This is a genomic window from Humidesulfovibrio mexicanus, assembly GCF_900188225.1.
Classification (GTDB): Bacteria; Desulfobacterota; Desulfovibrionia; order Desulfovibrionales; family Desulfovibrionaceae; genus Humidesulfovibrio; species Humidesulfovibrio mexicanus.
Map to the genome: position 1 here is coordinate 244,310 of NZ_FZOC01000002.1, position 19,170 is coordinate 263,479.

Consider the following 19,170-nt stretch of genomic DNA (forward strand, 5'->3'; position numbering starts at 1 on the left):
GGCTTCGCGCCCCTGGACCCGCGTGAACGGGAAAGGGCGACGCTGCAGTATTCCCTTATTCGGGGTTCCAAGGGGCCGGACAGGCCCCTTGGCCGCCGGAGGTGTACACTGGCAGACTGCCCGGCGCAGAAGAGGCCGGGTTGAGGTCAGCTTTTCCGCGTCGTGCAGCCGTTCAGCAGTTCATCCACGAGCAGGGGCAGTGTGCGGGTGGCGTCGGGGATGAGGGAAAGCGCGCCCTTGGGGCATTTGTTGACGCAGGCGCCGCAGCCCATGCAGCGGGCGGTCTTGATTTGCAGGGTGCGGTCGCGGGCCTTGAGCGCGCCGAACTGGCAGTATTGCACGCAGTTGCCGCAGCCCACGCAGGCATCCGCATCCACATGGACGAGGTAGCCTGAGGGCGCGAGCATACCCACGCCGTTGCGTTGCGCGGCCATGGCGGCACAGCAGCAGGAGCAGCAGTTGCAGATGGCGTAGAAGCGTCCGAGGACGACATCCTTGAAGAAGGCGTGGTGCACATGGCCGCGGGCGTTCTCGGCCTTGAGGATGTCCACGGCCTCGTCCGGGGTGACGCGGCGGGCGTGGCGCGTTTTGTGGTGGGCCAGGACCATGGAGGCGAAGGGCTCGCCCACCACGAGGCATACGTCCATGGGCAGGCAGGGGTTCTCGCGCATGGCTCGGCAGGGGCAGTCGAAAACTACGATATGGTCCGGGTTCTTGAGCACGATATCGCGGGCCAAGGCGTAGGGAATGACGGTTTCCGGCTCGGTGACGGAGACCTCGCGGCCGATGGTGACGAGCCTGGTGGCCTCGGCCGTGGGCATGACCTTGCCGTGGTAGGTGTCGGCGAAGCGGATGCCGATTTTGGTCCGCGCGGTCTTGCGGGCCTTGCGTCGGCGTTCCACGCGGGCGGGGAAGAGCCGGTCCAGCCAGCGGCTCCCCCTGGCCAGGAAGGTGACCAGGGGGTGCTCGCCGGAGAGGAGGCGTATGTAAGTGTAAGGCCAGCGCAGGTAGAGGTAGCCGTGGAGCCTCTTGGCCAGGCCCAGGCCCTGGGCGTCGGCTTCCTCGAGGAAGCGGCGGTCGGGCTCTTTGAGCAGCAGGCGCAGCGGGTTCACGGCGGTTTTCCTTGCGCCTATGGCGCTATTTGTCGCTTTCGGCCTTCAGTGTGCCGCGCATGGTGTGGCGCTTTTGGGCGGAAAGCATTGCCTTGCGCAGGCGGATGGACAGGGGCGTGATCTCCACCAGTTCGTCCTCGCGGATGAAGTGGATGGCGCGTTCCAAGGTCATGGGCTTCACCGGGGTCAGGGTGCAGGCCTCGTCCTTGCCGGAGGCGCGCATGTTGGTGAGCTTCTTTTCCTTGGTGGGGTTCACGTCGATGTCGTTTTCGCGGCTGTGTTCGCCCACGATCATGCCTTCGTACACGGGATCGCCGGGCACGGTGAACAGGATGCCGCGCGGCTCCAGATTGTAGAGGGCGTAGGTGACGGCGTTGCCGCCGCGGTCGCAGACGATGGATCCGGTGAAGCGGGTGGGGAAGTCGCCCCGATACTCGCCGTAGCCCTCAAGGTAGGAGTTCATGATGCCGGTGCCCTTGGTGTCGGTCAAGAACTCGTCGCGGTAGCCGATGAGGCCGCGCGAGGGCACGCTGAACTCGATGCGCACGCGGCCCTTGCCGTTGTTCACCAGGTTGACCATGCGGCCCTTGCGGATGGAGAGCTTCTCGGTGACGATGCCCATGAAGGTTTCGTCGCAGTCCACGTACACGCGCTCGATGGGCTCGGAGATCTTGCCCGCGGCGTCCTTCTTGTAGATGACCTCGGGTCGTCCCACGGTGAGCTCGAAGCCCTCGCGGCGCATGGTCTCGATGATGATGGCCATCTGGAATTCGCCGCGTCCCTTGACGATGAAGGAGTCGCGGTCCTCGGCCTCCTCGATGCGGATGGCCACGTTCTGCAGGGCTTCGCGCAGCAGGCGTTCGCGGATCTTGTTGCTCTGCACGAGCTTGCCCTCGCGCCCGGCCAGCGGCGAGGTGTTGATGCCGAAGCGCATGGACACGGTGGGCTCGTCCACGGTGATGCGGGGCAGCGCCTGGGGGAAATCCTTTGTGCAGATCGTGTCGCCGATGTGCACGTCGTCGATGCCCGCGAGCACGGCGATGTCACCGGCCTGTGCGTCGTCCACGCTGGCCAGCTGCACGCCGTCGTAAACCTGCAGCTTGGTCACCTTGAGGGCCTTGGGCGCGCCGTCTTCACCAATGCACACGAGCTGGTCCGAGGACTTGACCGCGCCGTTGATGATTTTGCCGATGGCCAGCCTGCCCAGGTAGTCGGAGTAGCCCAGGTCGCAGACGATCATCTGGAAGGGGGCGGTGGTGTCGTAGGCCGGGCCGGGGATGTTCTTGAGGATGGCCTCGAACACGGGGTGCAGGTTCTCGCCGCGCCCTTCCAGGCTGGTCTGGGCGATGCCCTCGCGGCCGATGGCGTAGAGCACGGGGAACTCCAACTGGTGCTCGTCGGCGCCGAGGTCGATGAACAGGTCGTACACCTCGTTCAGCACTTCCTCGGGCCGGGCGTCGCCGCGGTCGATCTTGTTGACGATGACGATGATGGGCAGGCCGTTGTCCAGGGCCTTTTTCAGGACGAAGCGGGTTTGCGGCAGCGGGCCTTCGCTGGCGTCCACCAGAAGAATGGCCCCGTCGGCCATGGCGAGGCTGCGTTCCACTTCGCCGCCGAAGTCGGCGTGGCCGGGGGTGTCGATGATGTTGATCTTGACGCCCTGCCAGCGGACCGAGCAGTTCTTGGCGGCGATGGTGATGCCGCGCTCGCGCTCCAGGTCCATGTTGTCCATGACGCGCTCGCTGACCTGCTGGTTTTCTCGGAACACGCCGCTCTGGCGGAACAGACCGTCCACAAGGGTGGTCTTGCCGTGGTCGACGTGGGCGATGATGGCGATGTTGCGCAGGTTTTCGTTGCGTGCGGTGTTCTTCATGCGGGGAAATTCCTTTGGGGGGCGTTGCGTGGTGTGACAAGCGTACAGGACGCGGAGGGCCGAAGCATGTCCGTTTGGCATCGGCCTGGTGACGTTTTTTTGGCGCTCGCTTTTTGGCGTTGGCGTGCGGTCGGTCCAGTGAATTGAAAAACCCCGTCCCGCAGGGGCGGGACGGGGCGGATGGTGCCGGGATGCGACTATGCCGGCGCTCTTCTGGCGTCTAGTAGTCGCGGCGGGGACGGGGCTGACGCTCCTGGGCCTCGTTGATGCGCAGGGCGCGTCCGCTGATTTCCTTGCCGTTCAGGGCGTCGATGGCCTGCTTGGCGGCGGCGTCGTCCATCTCAACGAAGCCGAAGCCGCGGAAACGGCCGGTTTCGCGGTCCATGATGAACTTCACGGAGATGACCTCGCCGTACTGGCTGAAGAGGCTGTGGAGGTCGTCCTCGGAGGTGCTGAAGGGAATGTTGCCGACGTAGATGGACTTGGGCATAAAAGTCTAAGCTCCTGAAATAATTCTAAAAGTTTGCATCGCTTCGTCGGATGGGACACGAGCCTCCACCCCTGGGCGACAATTGAGGTTCAGCTTTGAGCCGCATCTTCCGGGATGTCAAGCGATAATTGTGGTTCGCTCTTTGCATAGCTTTTTCCGCACGATGCTTCTGCATGGATCGTCCCGCCCGATAGGGCACGGGGCGGTTCGCGTGCCTGTCCTGAGCGCGCATGGCGCCGCACGGCCAAGGAGAGCCGGGCCTGGACGGGAGCCCTGGGAGGGGAGACGTGAAACCACGTCCGCACGGAGGCTAGCATGGAGTATTTGAGAGTTTGCATTGTGGCGGCATTGCTTTTGGCGCTCGCCGGTTGCGCCGGTATGCCCATGGGAGGCGCGCAGCGGGTGTATTCCGAGGCCCCGCGCCAATCCGTCCGTCCGCAGCAGGCGGACAAGGCGGCCCCGCAGGTGGCCTACCGCGCCAGGGCAGGGGAGACGGACCCGAAGATCAAGCCTTATTCGGTCATGGGGAAGACCTATTGGCCGGTGCAGTCGGGCCTGGGCTTCCGGGAGGAAGGCTTTGCCTCCTGGTATGGCATAGACTTCCACGGCAAGAAGACCGCCACCGGCGAAGTGTATGACATGTTCAGCATCTCCGCCGCGCACAAGACCCTGCCGCTGGGCACCAAGGTCCGCGTGACCAACCTGGAGAACGGCCGCGAGCTTGAGTTGGTGGTCAATGATCGTGGCCCCTTTGTGGACGGCCGCATCATCGACCTCTCCTACGCCTCGGCCAGGCTGCTGGGCATGGCCGACAACGGCCTGGCCCGCGTGCGCGTGGAGGGCGTTGAGGAAAACCCGGTGCTGGCGCGCGCCAACGGCCAGCCTGTGGCCCTGGCCTCGGCCGAGACGGCAGTGCGCAGGAAGCCCAGCGTGGTGGAGAAGGATCTTTCCGATTCCCCCGCCGCGCAGCAACGGCCGCGCCGCAACGAGGCCCCGGCGGTGGCCGCGGCAAAGGCGCAGCCCGCCCTGGCCTCGGCCGACGGCGGCCGCTACAGCGTGCAGGTGGGCGCGTTCTCCCAGGACGAGAACGCCCGCAAGGTGAAGGACCGCCTTGTGCAGTCCGGATTCCGGCAGGCCAACGTGGTGCGCGCGGTGCGCGGCGGCCGCGAGCTCTCCGTGGTGCAGGCGGGCAGCTTCGAGGCGCGCGAACAGGCCGAAGAGGTGTTGCGCGCGGTCCAGGGCGAGTTCCCGGCCAGCTTCATCAGCTCCGGGGCCTAGTGTTCCCTCGGCCCTGCGGACGTGGAGGGGCGTCGGCCAGTGCGGCCGACGTCCCGTTGCCCCCGGCTGGTGCGCTGTTGTGTGTCTTGCGCGGACGCGTCGCTTGAGGTATGCGCAGCTATGGGCGGGAACCCCTGCGTTGCGGGGCGGTTCGATCCGCCTCACCCTTTCGAACGGAGGTGCGCGGCATGTCCCAGAAGGCCCTTGAGGTGAACGGCGTGCCCCTTGGCGGCATCCGCAACCGCAACGAGGAACGGGTGGCCCGGCTCATGCCCATGGCCCTGGCCGAATTTCTGGACTACAAGCCAAGCTACCTGGACATCCAGGACATCTACGCCCTGACCCTGAACAACCTGCCGCCGCGCTACAAGCAGAGCGGCTCCATCGTCATCCGCGAGCCGGTGAGCGACGAGGAGATCCTGCGCGAACTGCGCCAAGCCATCGGCAAGGTGGAGCTGTCGCCCACGGAGAAGAACGCGGGCTAGCCCCGGCCTTCGGCCTTCACCTCGTCCCACAGGCGGTTCATCTCCGCCGGGGAAAGATCCGGGAACTCCTGCCCGCGCCCGCGGGCCAGCTCCTCCATGCGCCGGAAGCGCGCCAAAAATTTCAGGTTGGCGCGGTCCAGGGCCGCGTTGGCCTTGATCCCTTTTCTGCGGCCAAGCTCCACCAGGGTAAACAGCGCGTCGCCGTACTCCTCTTCCATGCGTTCGGCGTCGCCCTCGGCGCAGGCCGCGTCGAACTCGGCCAGTTCGGCCTCGAACTGCGCGCGCGCCGCCTGGTCGTCCTCCCAGGTGAATCCCGTGCGCGCCGCCTTGGAGTGGATGCGGTAGGCTTTCAAGAGCGGCGGCAGCCCCTCCGGCAGGGAACCGAAGACGCCCGCGGGGGCGTCAGCGTCCTTCTTTTCGCCGCGCTTGATGCGCTCCCAGTTGCGCAGCAGCTCTTCCTGGTTGGCGACCACCGTGTCGCCGTAGACGTGGGGATGCCTGCGGATCATCTTGGCGGCGTTTGTCTCCGCCACGTCGGAAAGGGTGTAGCGGCCCGCGCGGTCCTCCAAGGTGGCGATGAACAGGAGCAGGAACAGCACGTCGCCCAGTTCCTCGCACGATTCCACGGCGTCGCCGGATCGGATGGCCGACACCAGCTCGAAAGCCTCCTCGACCACGTAGTCGCAGAGGCTGAGCGGGGTCTGCTTGCGATCCCAGGGGCAGCCCCCTTCGCCCAGCAGGCGGTCGATGACGTTCTGGATCGTGGCGATGCTTGCGCAGTCCGGGTTCACGGCCTGTCTCCTTGACGCGCGCGCGCCCGGTGTTCGCGGGGCGGCGGCGGGGCTAAATGGTGTGCTTGTCCTTGGCGTTCTTTTTCTGATCGCGCAAGATGGGTTTGCGCGAGGGAATGGGCGGCGGGGCCGGCTTGGGCAGGGCGAAGCCGCCCTCCTCCAAGGTCTCGCGGATGGGCTCCGGCGTGAAGTTGGCCAAAAGCACAAGGGCCGGGTCGGTCTTCTGGGCGAACACCGATTGCCGCACCACGCTGGTGCCGGGCAGCACGGCCTTGAGCAGCAGCAGCAGCACAAGGCCCAGGAGCAGTCCCTCCACCGCGCCGAAGGCGGCCCCGGCGGCCTTGTCCACCACGGTGAGCATGGCCACCTTGAGCACGTCCTGCAGGAAGCGCACAAGAAACCACAGGCCCACCAGGGTGCCGATGAAGGTGATGAGGTAGCTCAAGGCCAGCACGGTGCCCTGGTTGGCGATGTAGACCTTGAGGTGCGGCACGAAGACGCCGTGCAGGTGCGAGGCGACGAAGAGCCCGATGAACACGGACGTCAGGGACACGGCCTCTTTGATGAGGCCGCGGTGGTAGCCCCGGAAGGCCACAAGCCCGATGATGGCGATGATGATGATGTCCAGGGAGTTCATTGGCTTCGCCTCGCGTGTGCTCCTGGGGCGCGCGCGCCGCCCGCTGGGGCGACACCTAGCAGACCCGCGCCGGAAAGGGAAGCGTTGCGGCAGGATGCGGGGGGCGCTGTTGTGCTGGTTCGAAATATCAGGTAGGACACGGGGCTATCACATTCGGTGCGCGGGCGGCCTTGCTTCCGCCCGGCTGCTTTCGGGGGCGTTTTGACCATGCGGCTGATCGAAACCGGTATCGCTGGGCTCCATTTGCTTGAGCCCAAGGTGTTCCGCGACGAGCGCGGTTTTTTTCTGGAGTCCTACAGCGCCGCCGCCTTTGAGGCCATCGGCGTCCGCACGCGCTTTGTGCAGGACAACCATGCGTATTCCGCAGGCGCGGGCGTGCTGCGCGGCCTGCATTTTCAGCTGCCGCCCTTTGACCAGGCCAAGCTGGTGTGGGTGACGCGCGGCCGTGTGCTGGACGTGGTGGTGGACCTGCGGCGCGGTTCGCCCACGTACGCCCGCCACTTCGCGGTGGAGCTTTCCGGGGAGAACATGTTGCGCCTGTTTGTGCCGCGCGGCTTCGCCCACGGCTATCTCACCCTCTCCCCGGAGGTCGAGTTCCTGTACAAGGTGGACGCCGCCTATGCTCCGCAGGCGGATTCCGGCATCATCTGGAACGACCCGGACCTGGCCGTGGCCTGGCCCGTGGCCGCGCCCGTGCTCTCCGCAAAGGACCGCGCCCTGCCCGCATTCAAGGCCTTCACCTCGCCCTTCGTCTTTGATCCGGCCGCTCCGGAAGGTTCTCCCCGCGGCTGAAACCCGGAGGTTCCATGCCCAAGTCCCGCACGTCCCGCACGGCCGAGCCCGCCAAGCACGCCATCATCCTTGCCGGCGGTTCGGGCACGCGGCTGTGGCCGCTTTCGCGCAACCTGTTCCCCAAGCAACTGCTGGCCTTAAGCGGCGAGGAAACCCTGTTGCAGCAGACCGTGCGCCGCGTGCTCACGGCTTTTGCGCCGCAGAACATCTGGGTGGTCACCAACGAGGAGCACATGTTCGAGGTGCGCAGCCAGCTCAAGCGGCTGGATCCCGCGCTCGACTCCCGCGTGCTGGCCGAGCCCCTTGCCCGCAACACGCTGCCCGCCGTGCTTCTTGGCCTGGACCGGGTGCTGGCGGCCACGGGCGGCGAGGACTCCAAGGCTGCTGTGGCGGTGTTTCCCTCCGATCATTTACTGGAAGACCTGCAAGGATTCCGCGATTCCCTGGACCGGGCCATGGAGCTCGCCGCGCAGGGGCGTTTCGTCACCTTCGGCGTTGTGCCGCGCAAGCCGGAGACCGGCTACGGCTACATTGCCCGGGGCGAGAGCCTGGGAGACAGGGCGTGGTCCGTGGAGCGCTTCATCGAAAAACCCCGGTTGGAAAAAGCGCTTGAGTTCCTGAAAAGCGGCCGCCACTACTGGAACAGCGGCGTGTTCGTGTTCCGGCCTTGTGACTTTTTGGACGCAGTGGCGCGGCACGCACCGGAATTCTGGCCCTGGTGGACGAACAGGGAGCAACTGCCGCTTTCGCAAGGCTACGGCGGGCTGCCCAATCTTTCCGTGGACTACGGCATTGCCGAGAAGATCGACAACATCGCCGTGGTGGAGGCCCGCTTCGAGTGGGACGACCTGGGCAATTGGGAGGCAATTTACCGCCTGGGCAAGAAGGACGAAAACGGCAACGTAATCCAGGGCGATGTGCTGGCCCTGGACTGCCGCGACTGCCTGCTCATCTCCAAGGGGGGCAAGCTCGCGGCGGTCGGCCTCGCCAACATGATCATGATCCAGACCCGCGACGCCACGCTCACCTGCCCGCTCACCGACGTGCAGCGCGTGAAGGAGGTCGTGGCCCTGCTGAAAAGCCAGGGCAGCCAGCTGGTGGAGAGCCACATGACCGTGAAGCGGCCCTGGGGCAGCTACTCCGTGCTGGAGGAAGGTCCGCATTATAAAATCAAGCGCATAGAGGTGTTGCCCGGGGCGCGCCTGTCGCTGCAGATGCACCACCACAGGAGCGAGCACTGGGTCGTGGTCTCTGGCACGGCGCTGGTGGAGATCGGCGGGGAGGAACGGCTCCTCGTGGAGAATCAGGCCGTGGACATCGCCAAGGCCACCACGCACCGCCTGGCGAATCCGGGCAAGGTGGCGCTGGAGATCATCGAGATCCAGAGTGGACCGTATTTGGAAGAGGATGATATCGTACGCTTTGACGATGTGTATGGGCGGGTGAAACGGAAGGACTCGTGAATTTTTTCCTAAGCCCTTGACACGCAAGACGTGCATCCTTTATGAAAACGCAGTTTTCCGTGGCGAAGTTTGACCAGAAACTACAGGAGCGATGGGGCGAGGTTATGGAGGAAAAGAAACAGTGCAAGGGGTGTGGGGGGGCGTTGCCCTTCGTGGTCGGCTTCGTGGCCGCAGTGATCGCGGGCTGGGTTCTGTTTCCTGACTTGATCTACAGCAAGAAGACGCAGCCCATCCGCTTCAGCCACAAGGTGCACCAGGAGCAGGGCATGGACTGCGCGAGCTGCCACAGCTTCCGTGAGGACGGCTCGTACGCGGGCATTCCCACCAACGAGAAGTGCATGGAGTGCCACGCGGACGTGGTGGGCAGCGACCCGGACGAGGCGAAGTACGTGGAGCAGTATGCCAAGACGGGCAAGGAAGTGCCCTGGCTCATTTACCAGTACCAGCCCGACAACGTGATTTTCAGCCACAAGGCGCACGAGTCTTTCGAGTGTACCTCCTGCCACCCCGACATGGGCAAGAATGACACTCCGCCGGTCTACTACCAAAACAGGCTGTCCGGGTACAGCAAGCAGACCATGAAGATGTGGCAGTGCGAGCGCTGCCATGCCGAGAACGGCGTCAGCAACGCCTGTCACGTCTGCCACAAGTAAAAGAGGGGTGCGTAAGATGGGTTTGGATCGCAGAGGATTCATCACATTCGTCGTGGGGGGCGTTGCGGGAAGCTTGTTCACGCCTGCCATCTGGCAGAGCCTGGACGATGCGTCCATATGGTCCCAGAACTGGGGGTGGATCCCCCGAGTGCCGAAAGGCGAGGAAAAGGCCGTTCCCGCTTTGAGCAAGCTGTGCCCCGCCGGTTGCGCCGTAAAGGTCAAGACCGTCGGCGGACAGCCTTTCGGGGTTACCGGCAACAAAGATAACGCCCACAGCAAGGGCGGCGTATGCCCTATCTGTGCAAGCGGCGCGCAACTCATGTACAGCCCGGCGCGTGTCCAGGCGCCCATGAAAAAGGTCGGCGAGGGCAAGTACGAGGCCATCAAGTGGGAGGACGCCGAGGCCCTTCTGGTTGAAAAGCTGACCGCCCTCAAGGACCAGGACGGCAAGGTCGCCGTCATCAGCGGCGACGAGACCGGCACGGCGAACGAGGTGTTGAGCGCCATGCTTGTCGGCATGGGCGGGGGCGTCTTCACCGTCATGCCCGGAGAAATGTTCACCGCCTGCCAGGGTGTGAAGCTTATGGGCGGCGCGGGCCAGCCCGGCTTCGACATCGCAGGCTCCGACCTGGTGCTGATGGTCGGCGCGGACGCCCTGAATTCCTGGGGCGCCACCGTGGCCAACCAGAAGGCCTTCGCCGCTGCGCGTCCCTCTGTCGGGGAAGCCACGGCCCATTTCGTCTACGCCGGTCCGGTGTTGAACAACACCGCCAGCGTGTGCGACAAGTGGCTTGCCGTTCCGCCCACCGCCACGGCAACCTTCTGCCTGGCCCTGGCAAACGCCCTTATCGAGTCCGGCGCCGTGTGCGCCGCGCCCGACTTCGCCGACTACAAGGCCCTTGCCGCCAAGGCCGCCGCCTCCTTTGAAGCCGCCACCGGCCTCAAGGCCGAGGCCCTCAAGGATCTGGCCGCAAAAATCAAGGCCGCCAAGGCCCCGCTGGTCATCGGCGGCGCTTCCTTCGGCCAGGGCGGCGGCGCGCTGGACTTTGTTGCCGCCGCATCGCTCAACGTGCTGCTTGGCCGCGTGGGCCAGCAGGGCGGCATGACCCTGCTGGGCAATGGCCCCAAGGCCATCGCCGCAGCGGCCGACCGCGACGCCGCAAAGGACGCCGCAAGCTTCCTGTCCGGTGTCGCCACCGGCAAGGCCACCCCGGCGGCGCTCATCGTGTACGAGGCCAATCCGGCCTACGCCCTGCCCCAGGCCGCGGAAATGGCCAAGGCCCTGGGCAACATCGCCTTCAAGGTGAGCTTCAGCACCTACATGGATGAAACGGCTGCCCTGGCCGATCTCATCCTGCCCGCTCCGCATCCCTTCGAGCGCCATGACGACGCGCTCAACCCCTACGGCGTGGCCAAGGCCACCTACCTGGCCGGCAAGCCCGTGGTGGCCAAGCCCGTGCACGACTGCAAGGACCCTGTCGATGTGCTGCTCGCCGCAAGTGGCAAGCTCGGCCTGTCGCTTGGGTTCGAGACCTACGCCGATGTGATCAAGGCCAAGGCGAGCGCCCTTGGAGCCGATTACGACGCCCTGGCGGCCGGCGGCATCTGGACCGGCGAAGCCAAAGGCGGCGGGCTCAGCCTGGGCGCTGCGGCGCTGGCCAAGGCCGCGGCCGCACCGCTGGCTGACAAGACCGTCGCCCTGGCCCCGGTGACCCGGCTTGCCTACGGCACCGCCAGCTTGGCCACCCCTCCCGCCAACCTGCTGGTTGTGCGCGACACGGAGCTCAAGGGCAAGGACTTCTTCGTGCAGATCAACGCCGCCACCGCCAAGAAGCTGGGAGTCGCCGACGGCAACCAGGTGAAGCTTACAGCCGGAAGCGGCGAGGTGAAGGCCCGTGTGCACGTGAACGAGGGCGTGGCCGCGGATACGGCCGCCATCCTGCTCGGCTTTGGCCACAGCGCTTGGGACGAATTCACCAAGGGCAAGGGCGAAAACGTCTATAAGATACTCACGGTGAGCGACGAGCCCGGCACTGGCATGAAAGTGTGGGCCGGGTCCACCGTCACCGTCGCCAAGGTCTAGGGGGAACCGACATGTCTGGACACGGAGCAAAAGAATTCAACATCAAGTGGGGAATGGTCATTGACCTGGACAAGTGCACGGGCTGCGGCGCGTGCATGACCGCCTGCCAGGTTGAGAACAACATCGCCCCCCTGGTTGACGCGTCGAACAAGCTGCGCACCTTGAGCTGGATGCTGGTGTACGAGCTGTCCAACAAGAAGCCAGCGCCCGAGGCCGAAATCGCCTACCTGCCCCGGCCCTGTATGCAGTGCGGCAATCCCGCCTGCGTGCCCGTGTGCCCGGTCGTGGCCACGGACAAGAACGAGGAGGGCGGCATCGTCAGCCAGATCTACCCTCGCTGCATCGGCTGCCGGTACTGCATGGCCGCGTGCCCCTACCATGCCCGCTACTTCAACTGGGAAGACCCCGTTTTCCCGAAGGGCATGGAAAAGGCGCTTTCGCCCAACACCTCCGCCCGTCCGCGCGGCGTGGTTGAGAAATGCAACTTCTGCCATACCCGCCTCATGAAGGCCAAGGACAAGGCCAGGCAGGAGGGCGGCAATCCCGAATCCCTGCCCGATGGCGCCTACATGCCCGCCTGCGTCGAGGTGTGCCCCACCGGAGCCATCACCTTCGGCGACATCAAGAACCCGGAGCACAAGGTCCACGAGCTGGTGAAAAGCGAGCACGCCTTCCGCCTGCTTGAGAAGCTCGGCCTTGAGCCGCAGGTGTACTACATGACCAAGCGCGAGTGGGTGCGCAAACTGGGCGACAATTACGCCGCCACCGGCAAGGCCGGGGCTGAAAAGAAGCATTCCTAGGGGGCGCAACAATGGATAGAGCACTCTTTCCCGATGGCGTGGAGCGCTGCTCCTTCGGCAAGTTCGCGCTGTGGATGGGATTCATCACGGCTTTCTTCCTCTTCGGCCTGTACGCCATGCTGCTCATCTTCTACAAGGGCATCGTGGTCACCGGCCTGGACAACTACTTCGGATTCGGTTTGTGGATCACCTTCGACCTGGCCGTCATCGCCCTCGGCGCTGGCGCGTTCTTCACGGGGTTCCTCAAGTATATCCTGAAAATCGACCAGCTCAAGAACATCATCAACCTGACGGTCATCGTCGGGTTCATCTGCTATTCTGGCGCCATGCTGGTGCTCACCATGGACATCGGCCAGCCCATCCGCGCGTGGTTCGGCTACTGGCACCCCAATGTCCACTCCATGCTCACTGAAGTCATCTTCTGCATCACCTGCTACTGCCTGGTGCTCATCATCGAGTACGTGCCACTGATTCTTGAGCAGAAGCAGCTGAACAAGATCCCCTTCCTGCACCACCTCGCGCACAACATGCACGTGAACATGGCCCTGTTCGCCGGAATCGGCGCGTTCCTGTCCACCTTCCACCAGGGCTCCCTGGGCGGCATGTACGGCGTGCTCATTGGCCGTCCCTATGCCTTCCGCGAAGGCTTCTTCATCTGGCCGTGGACCTTCTTCCTGTTCGTGCTCTCCGCCGTGGGCTGCGGCCCCGTGTTCACCGTGCTGGTGTGCACCTTCATGGAGAAGCTCACCGGTCGCAAGCTGGTGGACTTCAAGACCAAGGCCCTCATGGGCAAGATCGCTGGCACCATGCTCACTGTCTACATCTTCTTCAAGATTCTGGACACCTGGGCCTGGGCCAACAACTACCTGCCGAGCGTCGGCATGACCTTCGACCAGATGTTCTACGGGGTCATCTACGGCAAGTGGCTGATGTTCACCGAGATCATCCTCTGCGGCGTTGTGCCCGCCATCATGCTCATCACTCCGAGCATCCGCAACAACCCGACCATGCTGTACACCGCGGCCATCCTGGACTGCATCGGCGTGACCCTGAACCGCTACCTGTTCACGGTGCAGGCCATTGCCATCCCGGTGATGCCTTTTGACGCCTGGCAGACCTACGCGCCCAACTGGGCGGAGTGGGCCACCAGCGGCATGATCGTGGCTTACGGCTTCCTGGTCATGAGCCTGTCCTACCGCTACCTGCCGGTGTTCCCCCAGGAGCGTATGCTGAACAAGTAGGTTTTGCCTTCAAGCCTTCCCTTGGAGCCCGGCCGCAAGACCGGGCTCTTTTTTTAGGGGGGCGCACGGAGCGTTCGGCGTTTGGGGCTGTCTGCTGTTGACTCCCGCGGTGTTTGCGACAATGAAGAAACGTGGCGGCTACCCCACGGAGACGGCATGAACAGGATTATCCCCGCTTTCGCCTTGACGCTGCTGTCTGCGCTATTTGTGGCGGGCCCCGCATTTTGCGGCCAGACAGCCGATGCGCGTTTTGAAGCGCCGGACGGCCGCCAGCTCCGTGCACGCTTCGACATCCCCGGCAAGCGCGTACGCGTGACCCTGCCCGATGGCGCCCGCCTGACGCTGCCGCTCGCCCTGTCCGCATCCGGGGCGCGGTACAGCGATGGCCGCGCAACCTTCTGGGAACACCACGGCGATGTCCGCGTCGAACGCGATGGCAAGCTCATATTCCAGGGCCGCGAGGCCGCTCTGCTGGAGCGGGAGCGCCCGGTCCGCGTGGCGGCGTCCAGGTTTTTGGAAGCCCTGGCGCGTGAGGACACGTCCTTTGCCCACCGCTTCCCTTTGGGTCGCTTCCGCTGCAGCCTGGAGTCGGAACCGGGCGGGGGGGCACGCGACGCCCTGTGCGTCCATGAGCCCGACGCCGTCATGGTGCAGGGCGGCCTGGCCTCGGTCTTGTGTGCGGCTGCTCCCCACGACGCAGCGCAGCGTGGAGCGTTTGTGCAGCTGGACGATGCGCTGTGGCTGCTGCTGCGGCGTGAAGCCGAGGGGCATTGGCAGGGCGTGGCCTGGTTCTTGGGCCAGGGGCAGCCCCGGCTCGGGACCGAAGCGGCGCAATCCCTCGGCCTGCCGCCCGGTGCGTTGGAAGCCATCGGGTGGCGGGTGGCCACGCCCTGATGCCCCAGGCATGCGCCACAGGCTGTTGACCTCGCGCAGTTACGTGGTCATACCAACCAGAGGCAAGGAACGCAGGAGCTTCATGCACGATGTGAACCAGTTGGACATCGCGGCGCTTATCGACCACACGCTGCTTGCGCCGGACGCCACGCCCGCCCAGGTGGAGATGCTGTGCGTCCAGGCGGTGGCCCACGGCTTCAAGGCCGTGTGCGTGAACCCCTGGCATCTGCCAAGGGCCGTCGCCGTGCTTGACGGACGCGGGCCGTTGCCCATCACCGTGGCGGGGTTTCCCCTGGGGGCCGGGCAGACCGAGACAAAGGCGCGGGAAGCCGGGTTGGCGGTGGAGCAGGGCGCGGTCGAGGTGGACATGGTGCTGAACATCGGGGCGCTCAAAGGCGGTGACGCAAACGCCGCGCTGCGCGACATCGCCCAGGTGGTTCGCGCCTGCTCCGGGCGGCCGGTGAAGGTCATCCTTGAAACGTGTCTGCTGACCGACGAAGAAAAGGCGCTGGCCTGCCGCCTTGCTGTGGACGCGGGTGCTGCCTTCGTCAAGACGAGCACGGGTTTTTCCCGCTCCGGGGCCACGGAGGACGATGTGCGGCTGTTGCGCCGTGCTGTGGGGCTGGGATTCGGCGTCAAGGCGAGCGGAGGCGTCCGCACGCTGGACGATGTGCTGCGCATGGCGCGGGCCGGAGCCGATCGCATCGGCACATCCTCCGGGGTGGCCATTCTGGAGCAGGGAGCTGCAAGAAGGGAGAACGCATGAGCGGAGTGCGCGACATCAGGCGCGGAGAGGACATCGAGGCGGAGTCCATGCGCATCATCGAGTCGGAGGTCCCGGAGCCCTGGCCCTTTGCGGGCGCGCAGTGGCTTGTGGTGCGCCGCATGATCCACACCACCGCGGATTTTGAGATGCTGGACCTCGCACGCTTTCACCCAGACGCGGTGGAGGCGGGCCTGGCCGCGCTATCGCGCGGGTGCGGCATCTTCACGGATACGGAAATGGCCCGGGCGGGGATTCCGGCGCGGCGTACGGATTTGCTCGGCTGCACGGTGCGCTGCCTCATGCGCGATCCGGACGTGCTCGCGCTTTCCCAGGCTGCGGGCAGCACGCGCGCCCGCGCCGCTATTGACTTCGCCGTGTCGGACATCCGGCCGGAAATCTACGTCATCGGCAACGCGCCCACTGCGCTGCTGCGGCTGCTTGAGCATGTGGAGGCCGGACGCGCCACACCGGCCCTTATCGTCGGAATGCCCGTTGGCTTTGTCAACGCTGCGGAATCAAAGGACTTGCTCCTGCGTCAGAGCCGCGTGCCCTTCATCACCGTGGCGGGGCGCAAGGGCGGCTCGGCCCTGGCCGCGAGCGCGGTCAACGCCCTGGCGGATATTGTTTTACAGCAGCGCAAGGAGGGATCATGCGCTTTGGGATGACCATCGTGACCCTGGGCGTGGATGACCTGGACCGCGCGGCCGCGTTTTATGAGCAGGGGCTCGGACTTGAGCCCTCGGCAATCAGCCAGGGCGCTATCCGTTTCTATCAATGCGGGGCGGCTGTGCTGGCCCTGTACCCGCGCACAGGCCTGCTGGAGGACGCGCAACTGCCGCAGGCGAGCCTGGGCGAACCGGGCCGCTTCGACGGGGTGACCCTGGCGTGCAATTGCGCCAGTCGCCAGGAGGTGGACGGGCTTATGGCCCGGGCCGTGGCCGCAGGGGCGCGCATGGTGAAGCGGCCGCAGGAAGTGTTCTGGGGCGGGTATTCCGGATACTTCCAAGATCCCGAAGGACATCTTTGGGAGCTGGCCCACGCGGATTTCTTCACCCTCAACGAGCAGGGCGGGCTGGTGCTGCCGCCCCCGGCAAGGAGCTGACCATGCGTTCGACGACTCTTTTCATGTGCGCGGGCGTGTTGGCCCTTGCCCTGTGTCTTGGCGCGGCAGGCTGCGCCCCCCGGCCAGCTTGTCTGGGCGGCGAGGACTTGACCAACGGCTCGCGCCAGCTGTTGCTGGTGGTGGCCGAGGACTGGAGCAGCACCCAGGCCCATCTGCAGCGCTTGGAGCGTTCCGGGCCGGACGAGGACTGGCGGCGGGTTGGCGCGCCAGTGGCTGTGAACTTGGGACGCAACGGCCTGGGCTGGGGGCGCGGGCTGCATGGCCTGGCGCTGGGAGCTGGGCCGGTGAAGCGCGAGGGCGATGGCCGCGCGCCGGTGGGCCTGTTCGCGCTGGGGCAGGGCTTCGCCCAGGAGCCGGAAGAGGTCAAGGAGGCGCGGGTTCCGGTGTTGCGCGCCGACGAGCGGCTGTATTGCGTGGATGACGCCGCCTCGCCCTTGTACAACACCTTTGCGCGCGCAGATGGCGGGCCGAAGGCGTGGAAAAGCGCAGAGGACATGCTGCGCGCGGACGGCCAGTACCGTCTGGGAGTGTTTGTGCGGCACAACAGCGACCCCGTAACGCCCGGCGCCGGCTCTTGCATCTTCCTGCACATCTGGCTTGGGCAGGGCGTGGCGTCCTCCGGCTGCACCAACATGGACGCGGCAGATATGCTGACCGTGCTGCGCTGGCTGGATGCGGACAAGGGGCCGCTTCTGGCGCAGTTGCCGCGCGCCGATTACGATCGTCTGCGCAGCGCCTGGCGGTTGCCGCTTCTGCCTTGACGACGCGGCAGGGGGCGGCCCCGCCGGAACCGCCCCCTGCTGTCGTACCTGTGGAACTGCTTAATGGTGGGCCGAGTGGTCCGTTACCGCATCGTCGGCCACAGCATCGGCTTCGGCGTTGGCCGGAGGGGGGGGCACCGGCGCGCCAGGTCCGGCCATCATGCCGCAGCCTTTGCCGCCCATCATGCCATGCCGGGGCCCATGCCCCATCACCGGGATCCGCAGGCCGGTCTCCTTGATCATTCTGGTGCGGAACTTCCCGTTTTCAATCAGCATCTTTGCGTTCAGGTCGGCAATGTCCCGAATGACGGCCTTGGCCTTTGCGCCTTCGCCTTCACCTGCGGCATTCAGTGCCTCCAAAGCGGCCATTTTGGCGTAGAGGTCCTGGTGCAGAGGGGCCATGGCCTTGGCGTGCGCGTCCATGAGCCTGCGCGCGGCCTCCTGCTTCTCCGGCGAGAGTTGCGCAAACGGTCCTGCATCGGGGACCATCATGCCGCCTCTGCCATGGTTCCACGGCGTGGCATGGGGAATGTGACGAGGCGGCTGGATCGGCTCTGCCGCCAGCGCAAGGGAAGAGGAGAGGGCGATGGCGGCGCAGCTGGCCGCGAGAATTGTCGGGAAACGCTTCATGGTGATCCTCCAAAGTGTTTGCGGCGCTCGTCCGCATGTGGCTGTACTTGAGCATACGCCGTGCCATGGCTGAAAGTTACAGCATGACGGTTTGTTATGTGTTTTTTGTGCAGCGTCGGTTGTGCAAAATTATACACAATCCTGATCTTTATTGTCGGAATATGGCGAGGGGGGTGCATGTTTTGGCGCAAGGCTTGCCCCCTGTGCTGACGCAAAAAAAAAAATGCTCCGCGATTTGAATGGCTAGGCGATATTCGCACGTTTTGGACAGAAAATGTTGTTGCATCAGTCCGCAAAGCTTGTAAGGTGATAACTGAAAGACCATCCTCTGTCCCGTGATTATTGGCTTTTTTGTGTTGCGCCACAGGGGCCGGACATGGAACCAGGCAGGGGAGCGGAAAGCAAAAGGAGACGTTTGGCGCGGTGGCTGCACGGGTGGCCGGGAGGTGGCTCATGAATTTGAGCGGAAAGCGGGTGTTCACTGGCAGAATGCAGCTTTTGAACGGCTGGGAAGTTCGGCCGTTCGCCATCAAAACCCCGGAGGGCGCCTTCGCTCCGTGTCTCTCCACCCGCAAACACGCACCCGGCAGCCCCGGAGCCGTGTACGCCCTTGACCGTGCCTGCGCGAACCTTGAGGAAGCCTTTGAAATGGCTCTGGCCAAGGGTCGCAGCCTTGTTTTCGCCAACATGGACAGCGCGGCGTGAGCGCCAAGGCCCGTGAGACTCTGCGGCGAGAGAGCCGCAAAACCGCACACCCTGAACAGGAGGAGAGGTCATGCTGAGACAATGGCTCCCCGTTCTGCGCAGGCGTTCGGAAGACGCGCTGCGCCCCATGAGCATCGCGGACATGATGGAGGAGTTCTGGAAGAGCCCCTTCGAACCCTTCCCGGCGGAGTTCGGCAAAAGCGTCTTCGGGGCGTCGGGATTCCCGGCGGTCAACATTTCGGAGACGGACAAGGATATCCGCGTGGACGCCGAACTGCCGGGCCTGGACCCCAAGGATGTCGAAGTCTCCCTGGACGGCGGCGCGCTGGTCATCCGGGGGGAGAAGAAATTCGAGGAAGATAAGAAGAAGGACAGTTTCCACCGCATTGAGCGCAGCTACGGCAGTTTCACCCGGACCGTGCCGCTGCCTGCCCCGGTGGAAGCCAAGGGCGTGACGGCGAAATTCGTGAAGGGCGTGCTGCGCGTGGCGCTGCCCAAGGCCAAGCCCGCACAGCCCGCGCACACGATACAGATCGAGGGGGAGTAAGGCCCCCTGTTCTTGAGCCAAGCCCCTGCCCGGCGTACCGGACAGG

21 protein-coding genes are annotated in these 19,170 nt (G+C 65.1%); 15 read left to right on the top strand and 6 right to left on the bottom strand.

All coding sequences use genetic code 11. The features are described 5' to 3' along the window. Nucleotides 1-146: 146 nt before the first annotated feature. The 3 genes from CHB73_RS04895 to CHB73_RS04905 form a co-directional block, all read right to left on the bottom strand. A complete protein-coding gene (locus CHB73_RS04895) occupies nt 147-1,112 on the bottom strand; it encodes a 4Fe-4S binding protein (RefSeq protein ID WP_218819343.1) in 966 nt (321 codons plus the stop codon). 25 nt (nt 1,113-1,137) lie between these two features. Next, nucleotides 1,138-2,985 (bottom strand): translational GTPase TypA, encoded by a 1,848-nt coding sequence (typA, locus tag CHB73_RS04900; protein ID WP_089272689.1) that lies wholly within the window; start codon nt 2,983-2,985, stop codon nt 1,138-1,140. A 220-nt stretch (nt 2,986-3,205) separates the two neighbouring features. Then, on the bottom strand, nt 3,206-3,475 hold the full coding sequence (locus CHB73_RS04905) for an RNA recognition motif domain-containing protein (RefSeq protein WP_089272691.1): 270 nt from the start codon (nt 3,473-3,475) through the stop codon (nt 3,206-3,208). 315 nt (nt 3,476-3,790) lie between these two features. On the opposite strand from CHB73_RS04905, the gene CHB73_RS04910 reads away from it, so the two are divergent. Both CHB73_RS04910 and CHB73_RS04915 read left to right on the top strand, forming a co-directional pair. Beyond that, a complete protein-coding gene (locus CHB73_RS04910; RefSeq protein ID WP_089272693.1) occupies nt 3,791-4,753 on the top strand; it encodes a septal ring lytic transglycosylase RlpA family protein in 963 nt (320 codons plus the stop codon). A 188-nt stretch (nt 4,754-4,941) separates the two neighbouring features. Then, entirely contained in the window at nt 4,942-5,238 is a 297-nt protein-coding gene (locus CHB73_RS04915; RefSeq protein WP_089272695.1) for a late competence development ComFB family protein, read from the top strand. Here the strand turns inward: CHB73_RS04915 and mazG are convergent. Together mazG and CHB73_RS04925 are read right to left on the bottom strand one after the other, a co-directional pair. Continuing rightward, nucleotides 5,235-6,029, bottom strand: coding sequence for a nucleoside triphosphate pyrophosphohydrolase (mazG, locus tag CHB73_RS04920; RefSeq protein WP_089272697.1), 795 nt, complete (start codon nt 6,027-6,029; stop codon nt 5,235-5,237). The two genes, CHB73_RS04915 and mazG, sit on opposite strands and share 4 nt — an antisense overlap. A 52-nt stretch (nt 6,030-6,081) precedes the next feature. Beyond that, complete coding sequence (locus CHB73_RS04925; protein ID WP_089272699.1) at nt 6,082-6,666, bottom strand: CvpA family protein; 585 nt, start codon at nt 6,664-6,666, stop codon at nt 6,082-6,084. A 207-nt stretch (nt 6,667-6,873) separates the two neighbouring features. Between CHB73_RS04925 and rfbC the strand changes: the two genes are divergently transcribed. The 11 genes from rfbC to CHB73_RS04980 all read left to right on the top strand — a co-directional run bounded on the left by rfbC (nt 6,874) and on the right by CHB73_RS04980 (nt 17,242). Continuing rightward, the gene (gene rfbC / locus CHB73_RS04930) at nt 6,874-7,458 is read left to right on the top strand and encodes a dTDP-4-dehydrorhamnose 3,5-epimerase (RefSeq protein ID WP_089272701.1); all 585 of its coding nucleotides are present in this window, start codon (nt 6,874-6,876) and stop codon (nt 7,456-7,458) included. 14 nt (nt 7,459-7,472) lie between these two features. Further along, on the top strand, nt 7,473-8,921 hold the full coding sequence (locus tag CHB73_RS04935; RefSeq protein WP_089272703.1) for a mannose-1-phosphate guanylyltransferase/mannose-6-phosphate isomerase: 1,449 nt from the start codon (nt 7,473-7,475) through the stop codon (nt 8,919-8,921). A 104-nt stretch (nt 8,922-9,025) separates the two neighbouring features. Then, on the top strand, nt 9,026-9,574 hold the full coding sequence (gene qrcA / locus CHB73_RS04940) for a menaquinone reductase multiheme cytochrome c subunit QrcA (RefSeq protein ID WP_089272705.1): 549 nt from the start codon (nt 9,026-9,028) through the stop codon (nt 9,572-9,574). 16 nt (nt 9,575-9,590) lie between these two features. Further along, nucleotides 9,591-11,657: a menaquinone reductase molybdopterin-binding-like subunit QrcB gene (qrcB, locus tag CHB73_RS04945; RefSeq protein ID WP_089272707.1), complete on the top strand. Its 2,067-nt coding sequence runs from the start codon at nt 9,591-9,593 to the stop codon at nt 11,655-11,657. 11 nt (nt 11,658-11,668) lie between these two features. Then, nucleotides 11,669-12,457 carry a menaquinone reductase iron-sulfur cluster-binding subunit QrcC gene (gene qrcC / locus CHB73_RS04950; RefSeq protein ID WP_089272709.1) on the top strand — a complete coding sequence of 263 codons (789 nt, stop codon included), beginning with the start codon at nt 11,669-11,671 and terminating at the stop codon, nt 12,455-12,457. A gap of 11 nt (nt 12,458-12,468) precedes the next feature. Continuing rightward, nucleotides 12,469-13,698: a menaquinone reductase integral membrane subunit QrcD gene (gene qrcD, locus CHB73_RS04955; protein WP_089272711.1), complete on the top strand. Its 1,230-nt coding sequence runs from the start codon at nt 12,469-12,471 to the stop codon at nt 13,696-13,698. Between the two features lie 156 nt (nt 13,699-13,854). Further along, a complete protein-coding gene (locus CHB73_RS04960; protein WP_089272713.1) occupies nt 13,855-14,592 on the top strand; it encodes an MliC family protein in 738 nt (245 codons plus the stop codon). Between the two features lie 10 nt (nt 14,593-14,602). After that, entirely contained in the window at nt 14,603-15,358 is a 756-nt protein-coding gene (gene deoC / locus CHB73_RS04965) for a deoxyribose-phosphate aldolase (RefSeq protein WP_327438369.1), read from the top strand. Further along, nucleotides 15,355-16,023 carry a precorrin-8X methylmutase gene (locus CHB73_RS04970; protein WP_089272717.1) on the top strand — a complete coding sequence of 223 codons (669 nt, stop codon included), beginning with the start codon at nt 15,355-15,357 and terminating at the stop codon, nt 16,021-16,023. The genes deoC and CHB73_RS04970 overlap by 4 nt, the downstream gene beginning before the upstream one ends. Next, nucleotides 16,008-16,460, top strand: a complete 453-nt coding sequence (locus CHB73_RS04975; protein WP_089272719.1) for a VOC family protein — start codon at nt 16,008-16,010, stop codon at nt 16,458-16,460. Before CHB73_RS04970 ends, CHB73_RS04975 begins: the two co-directional genes overlap by 16 nt. A gap of 2 nt (nt 16,461-16,462) precedes the next feature. Continuing rightward, on the top strand, nt 16,463-17,242 hold the full coding sequence (locus CHB73_RS04980; protein WP_235641518.1) for a L,D-transpeptidase family protein: 780 nt from the start codon (nt 16,463-16,465) through the stop codon (nt 17,240-17,242). 60 nt (nt 17,243-17,302) lie between these two features. Here the strand turns inward: CHB73_RS04980 and CHB73_RS04985 are convergent, their stop codons facing one another. Then, a complete protein-coding gene (locus tag CHB73_RS04985) occupies nt 17,303-17,872 on the bottom strand; it encodes a periplasmic heavy metal sensor (RefSeq protein WP_089272721.1) in 570 nt (189 codons plus the stop codon). 453 nt (nt 17,873-18,325) lie between these two features. On the opposite strand from CHB73_RS04985, the gene CHB73_RS04990 reads away from it, so the two are divergent. Together CHB73_RS04990 and CHB73_RS04995 are read left to right on the top strand one after the other, a co-directional pair. Further along, the gene (locus tag CHB73_RS04990) at nt 18,326-18,577 is read left to right on the top strand and encodes a hypothetical protein (protein ID WP_089272723.1); all 252 of its coding nucleotides are present in this window, start codon (nt 18,326-18,328) and stop codon (nt 18,575-18,577) included. Between the two features lie 70 nt (nt 18,578-18,647). After that, nucleotides 18,648-19,124 (top strand): Hsp20/alpha crystallin family protein, encoded by a 477-nt coding sequence (locus tag CHB73_RS04995; RefSeq protein ID WP_089272725.1) that lies wholly within the window; start codon nt 18,648-18,650, stop codon nt 19,122-19,124. The last annotated feature ends 46 nt before the right edge of the window (nt 19,125-19,170 follow it).

Coding starts and splice junctions, on each gene's coding strand:
- typA (WP_089272689.1), bottom strand. CDS start 2,985: ATGAAGAACACCGCACGCAACGAAAACCTGCGCAACATCGCCATCATC.
- CHB73_RS04905 (WP_089272691.1), bottom strand. CDS start 3,475: ATGCCCAAGTCCATCTACGTCGGCAACATTCCCTTCAGCACCTCCGAG.
- CHB73_RS04910 (WP_089272693.1), top strand. CDS start 3,791: ATGGAGTATTTGAGAGTTTGCATTGTGGCGGCATTGCTTTTGGCGCTC.
- CHB73_RS04915 (WP_089272695.1), top strand. CDS start 4,942: ATGTCCCAGAAGGCCCTTGAGGTGAACGGCGTGCCCCTTGGCGGCATC.
- CHB73_RS04925 (WP_089272699.1), bottom strand. CDS start 6,666: ATGAACTCCCTGGACATCATCATCATCGCCATCATCGGGCTTGTGGCC.
- rfbC (WP_089272701.1), top strand. CDS start 6,874: ATGCGGCTGATCGAAACCGGTATCGCTGGGCTCCATTTGCTTGAGCCC.
- CHB73_RS04935 (WP_089272703.1), top strand. CDS start 7,473: ATGCCCAAGTCCCGCACGTCCCGCACGGCCGAGCCCGCCAAGCACGCC.
- qrcA (WP_089272705.1), top strand. CDS start 9,026: ATGGAGGAAAAGAAACAGTGCAAGGGGTGTGGGGGGGCGTTGCCCTTC.
- qrcB (WP_089272707.1), top strand. CDS start 9,591: ATGGGTTTGGATCGCAGAGGATTCATCACATTCGTCGTGGGGGGCGTT.
- qrcC (WP_089272709.1), top strand. CDS start 11,669: ATGTCTGGACACGGAGCAAAAGAATTCAACATCAAGTGGGGAATGGTC.
- qrcD (WP_089272711.1), top strand. CDS start 12,469: ATGGATAGAGCACTCTTTCCCGATGGCGTGGAGCGCTGCTCCTTCGGC.
- CHB73_RS04960 (WP_089272713.1), top strand. CDS start 13,855: ATGAACAGGATTATCCCCGCTTTCGCCTTGACGCTGCTGTCTGCGCTA.
- deoC (WP_327438369.1), top strand. CDS start 14,603: ATGCGCCACAGGCTGTTGACCTCGCGCAGTTACGTGGTCATACCAACC.
- CHB73_RS04970 (WP_089272717.1), top strand. CDS start 15,355: ATGAGCGGAGTGCGCGACATCAGGCGCGGAGAGGACATCGAGGCGGAG.
- CHB73_RS04975 (WP_089272719.1), top strand. CDS start 16,008: ATGCGCTTTGGGATGACCATCGTGACCCTGGGCGTGGATGACCTGGAC.
- CHB73_RS04980 (WP_235641518.1), top strand. CDS start 16,463: ATGCGTTCGACGACTCTTTTCATGTGCGCGGGCGTGTTGGCCCTTGCC.
- CHB73_RS04985 (WP_089272721.1), bottom strand. CDS start 17,872: ATGAAGCGTTTCCCGACAATTCTCGCGGCCAGCTGCGCCGCCATCGCC.
- CHB73_RS04990 (WP_089272723.1), top strand. CDS start 18,326: ATGAATTTGAGCGGAAAGCGGGTGTTCACTGGCAGAATGCAGCTTTTG.
- CHB73_RS04995 (WP_089272725.1), top strand. CDS start 18,648: ATGCTGAGACAATGGCTCCCCGTTCTGCGCAGGCGTTCGGAAGACGCG.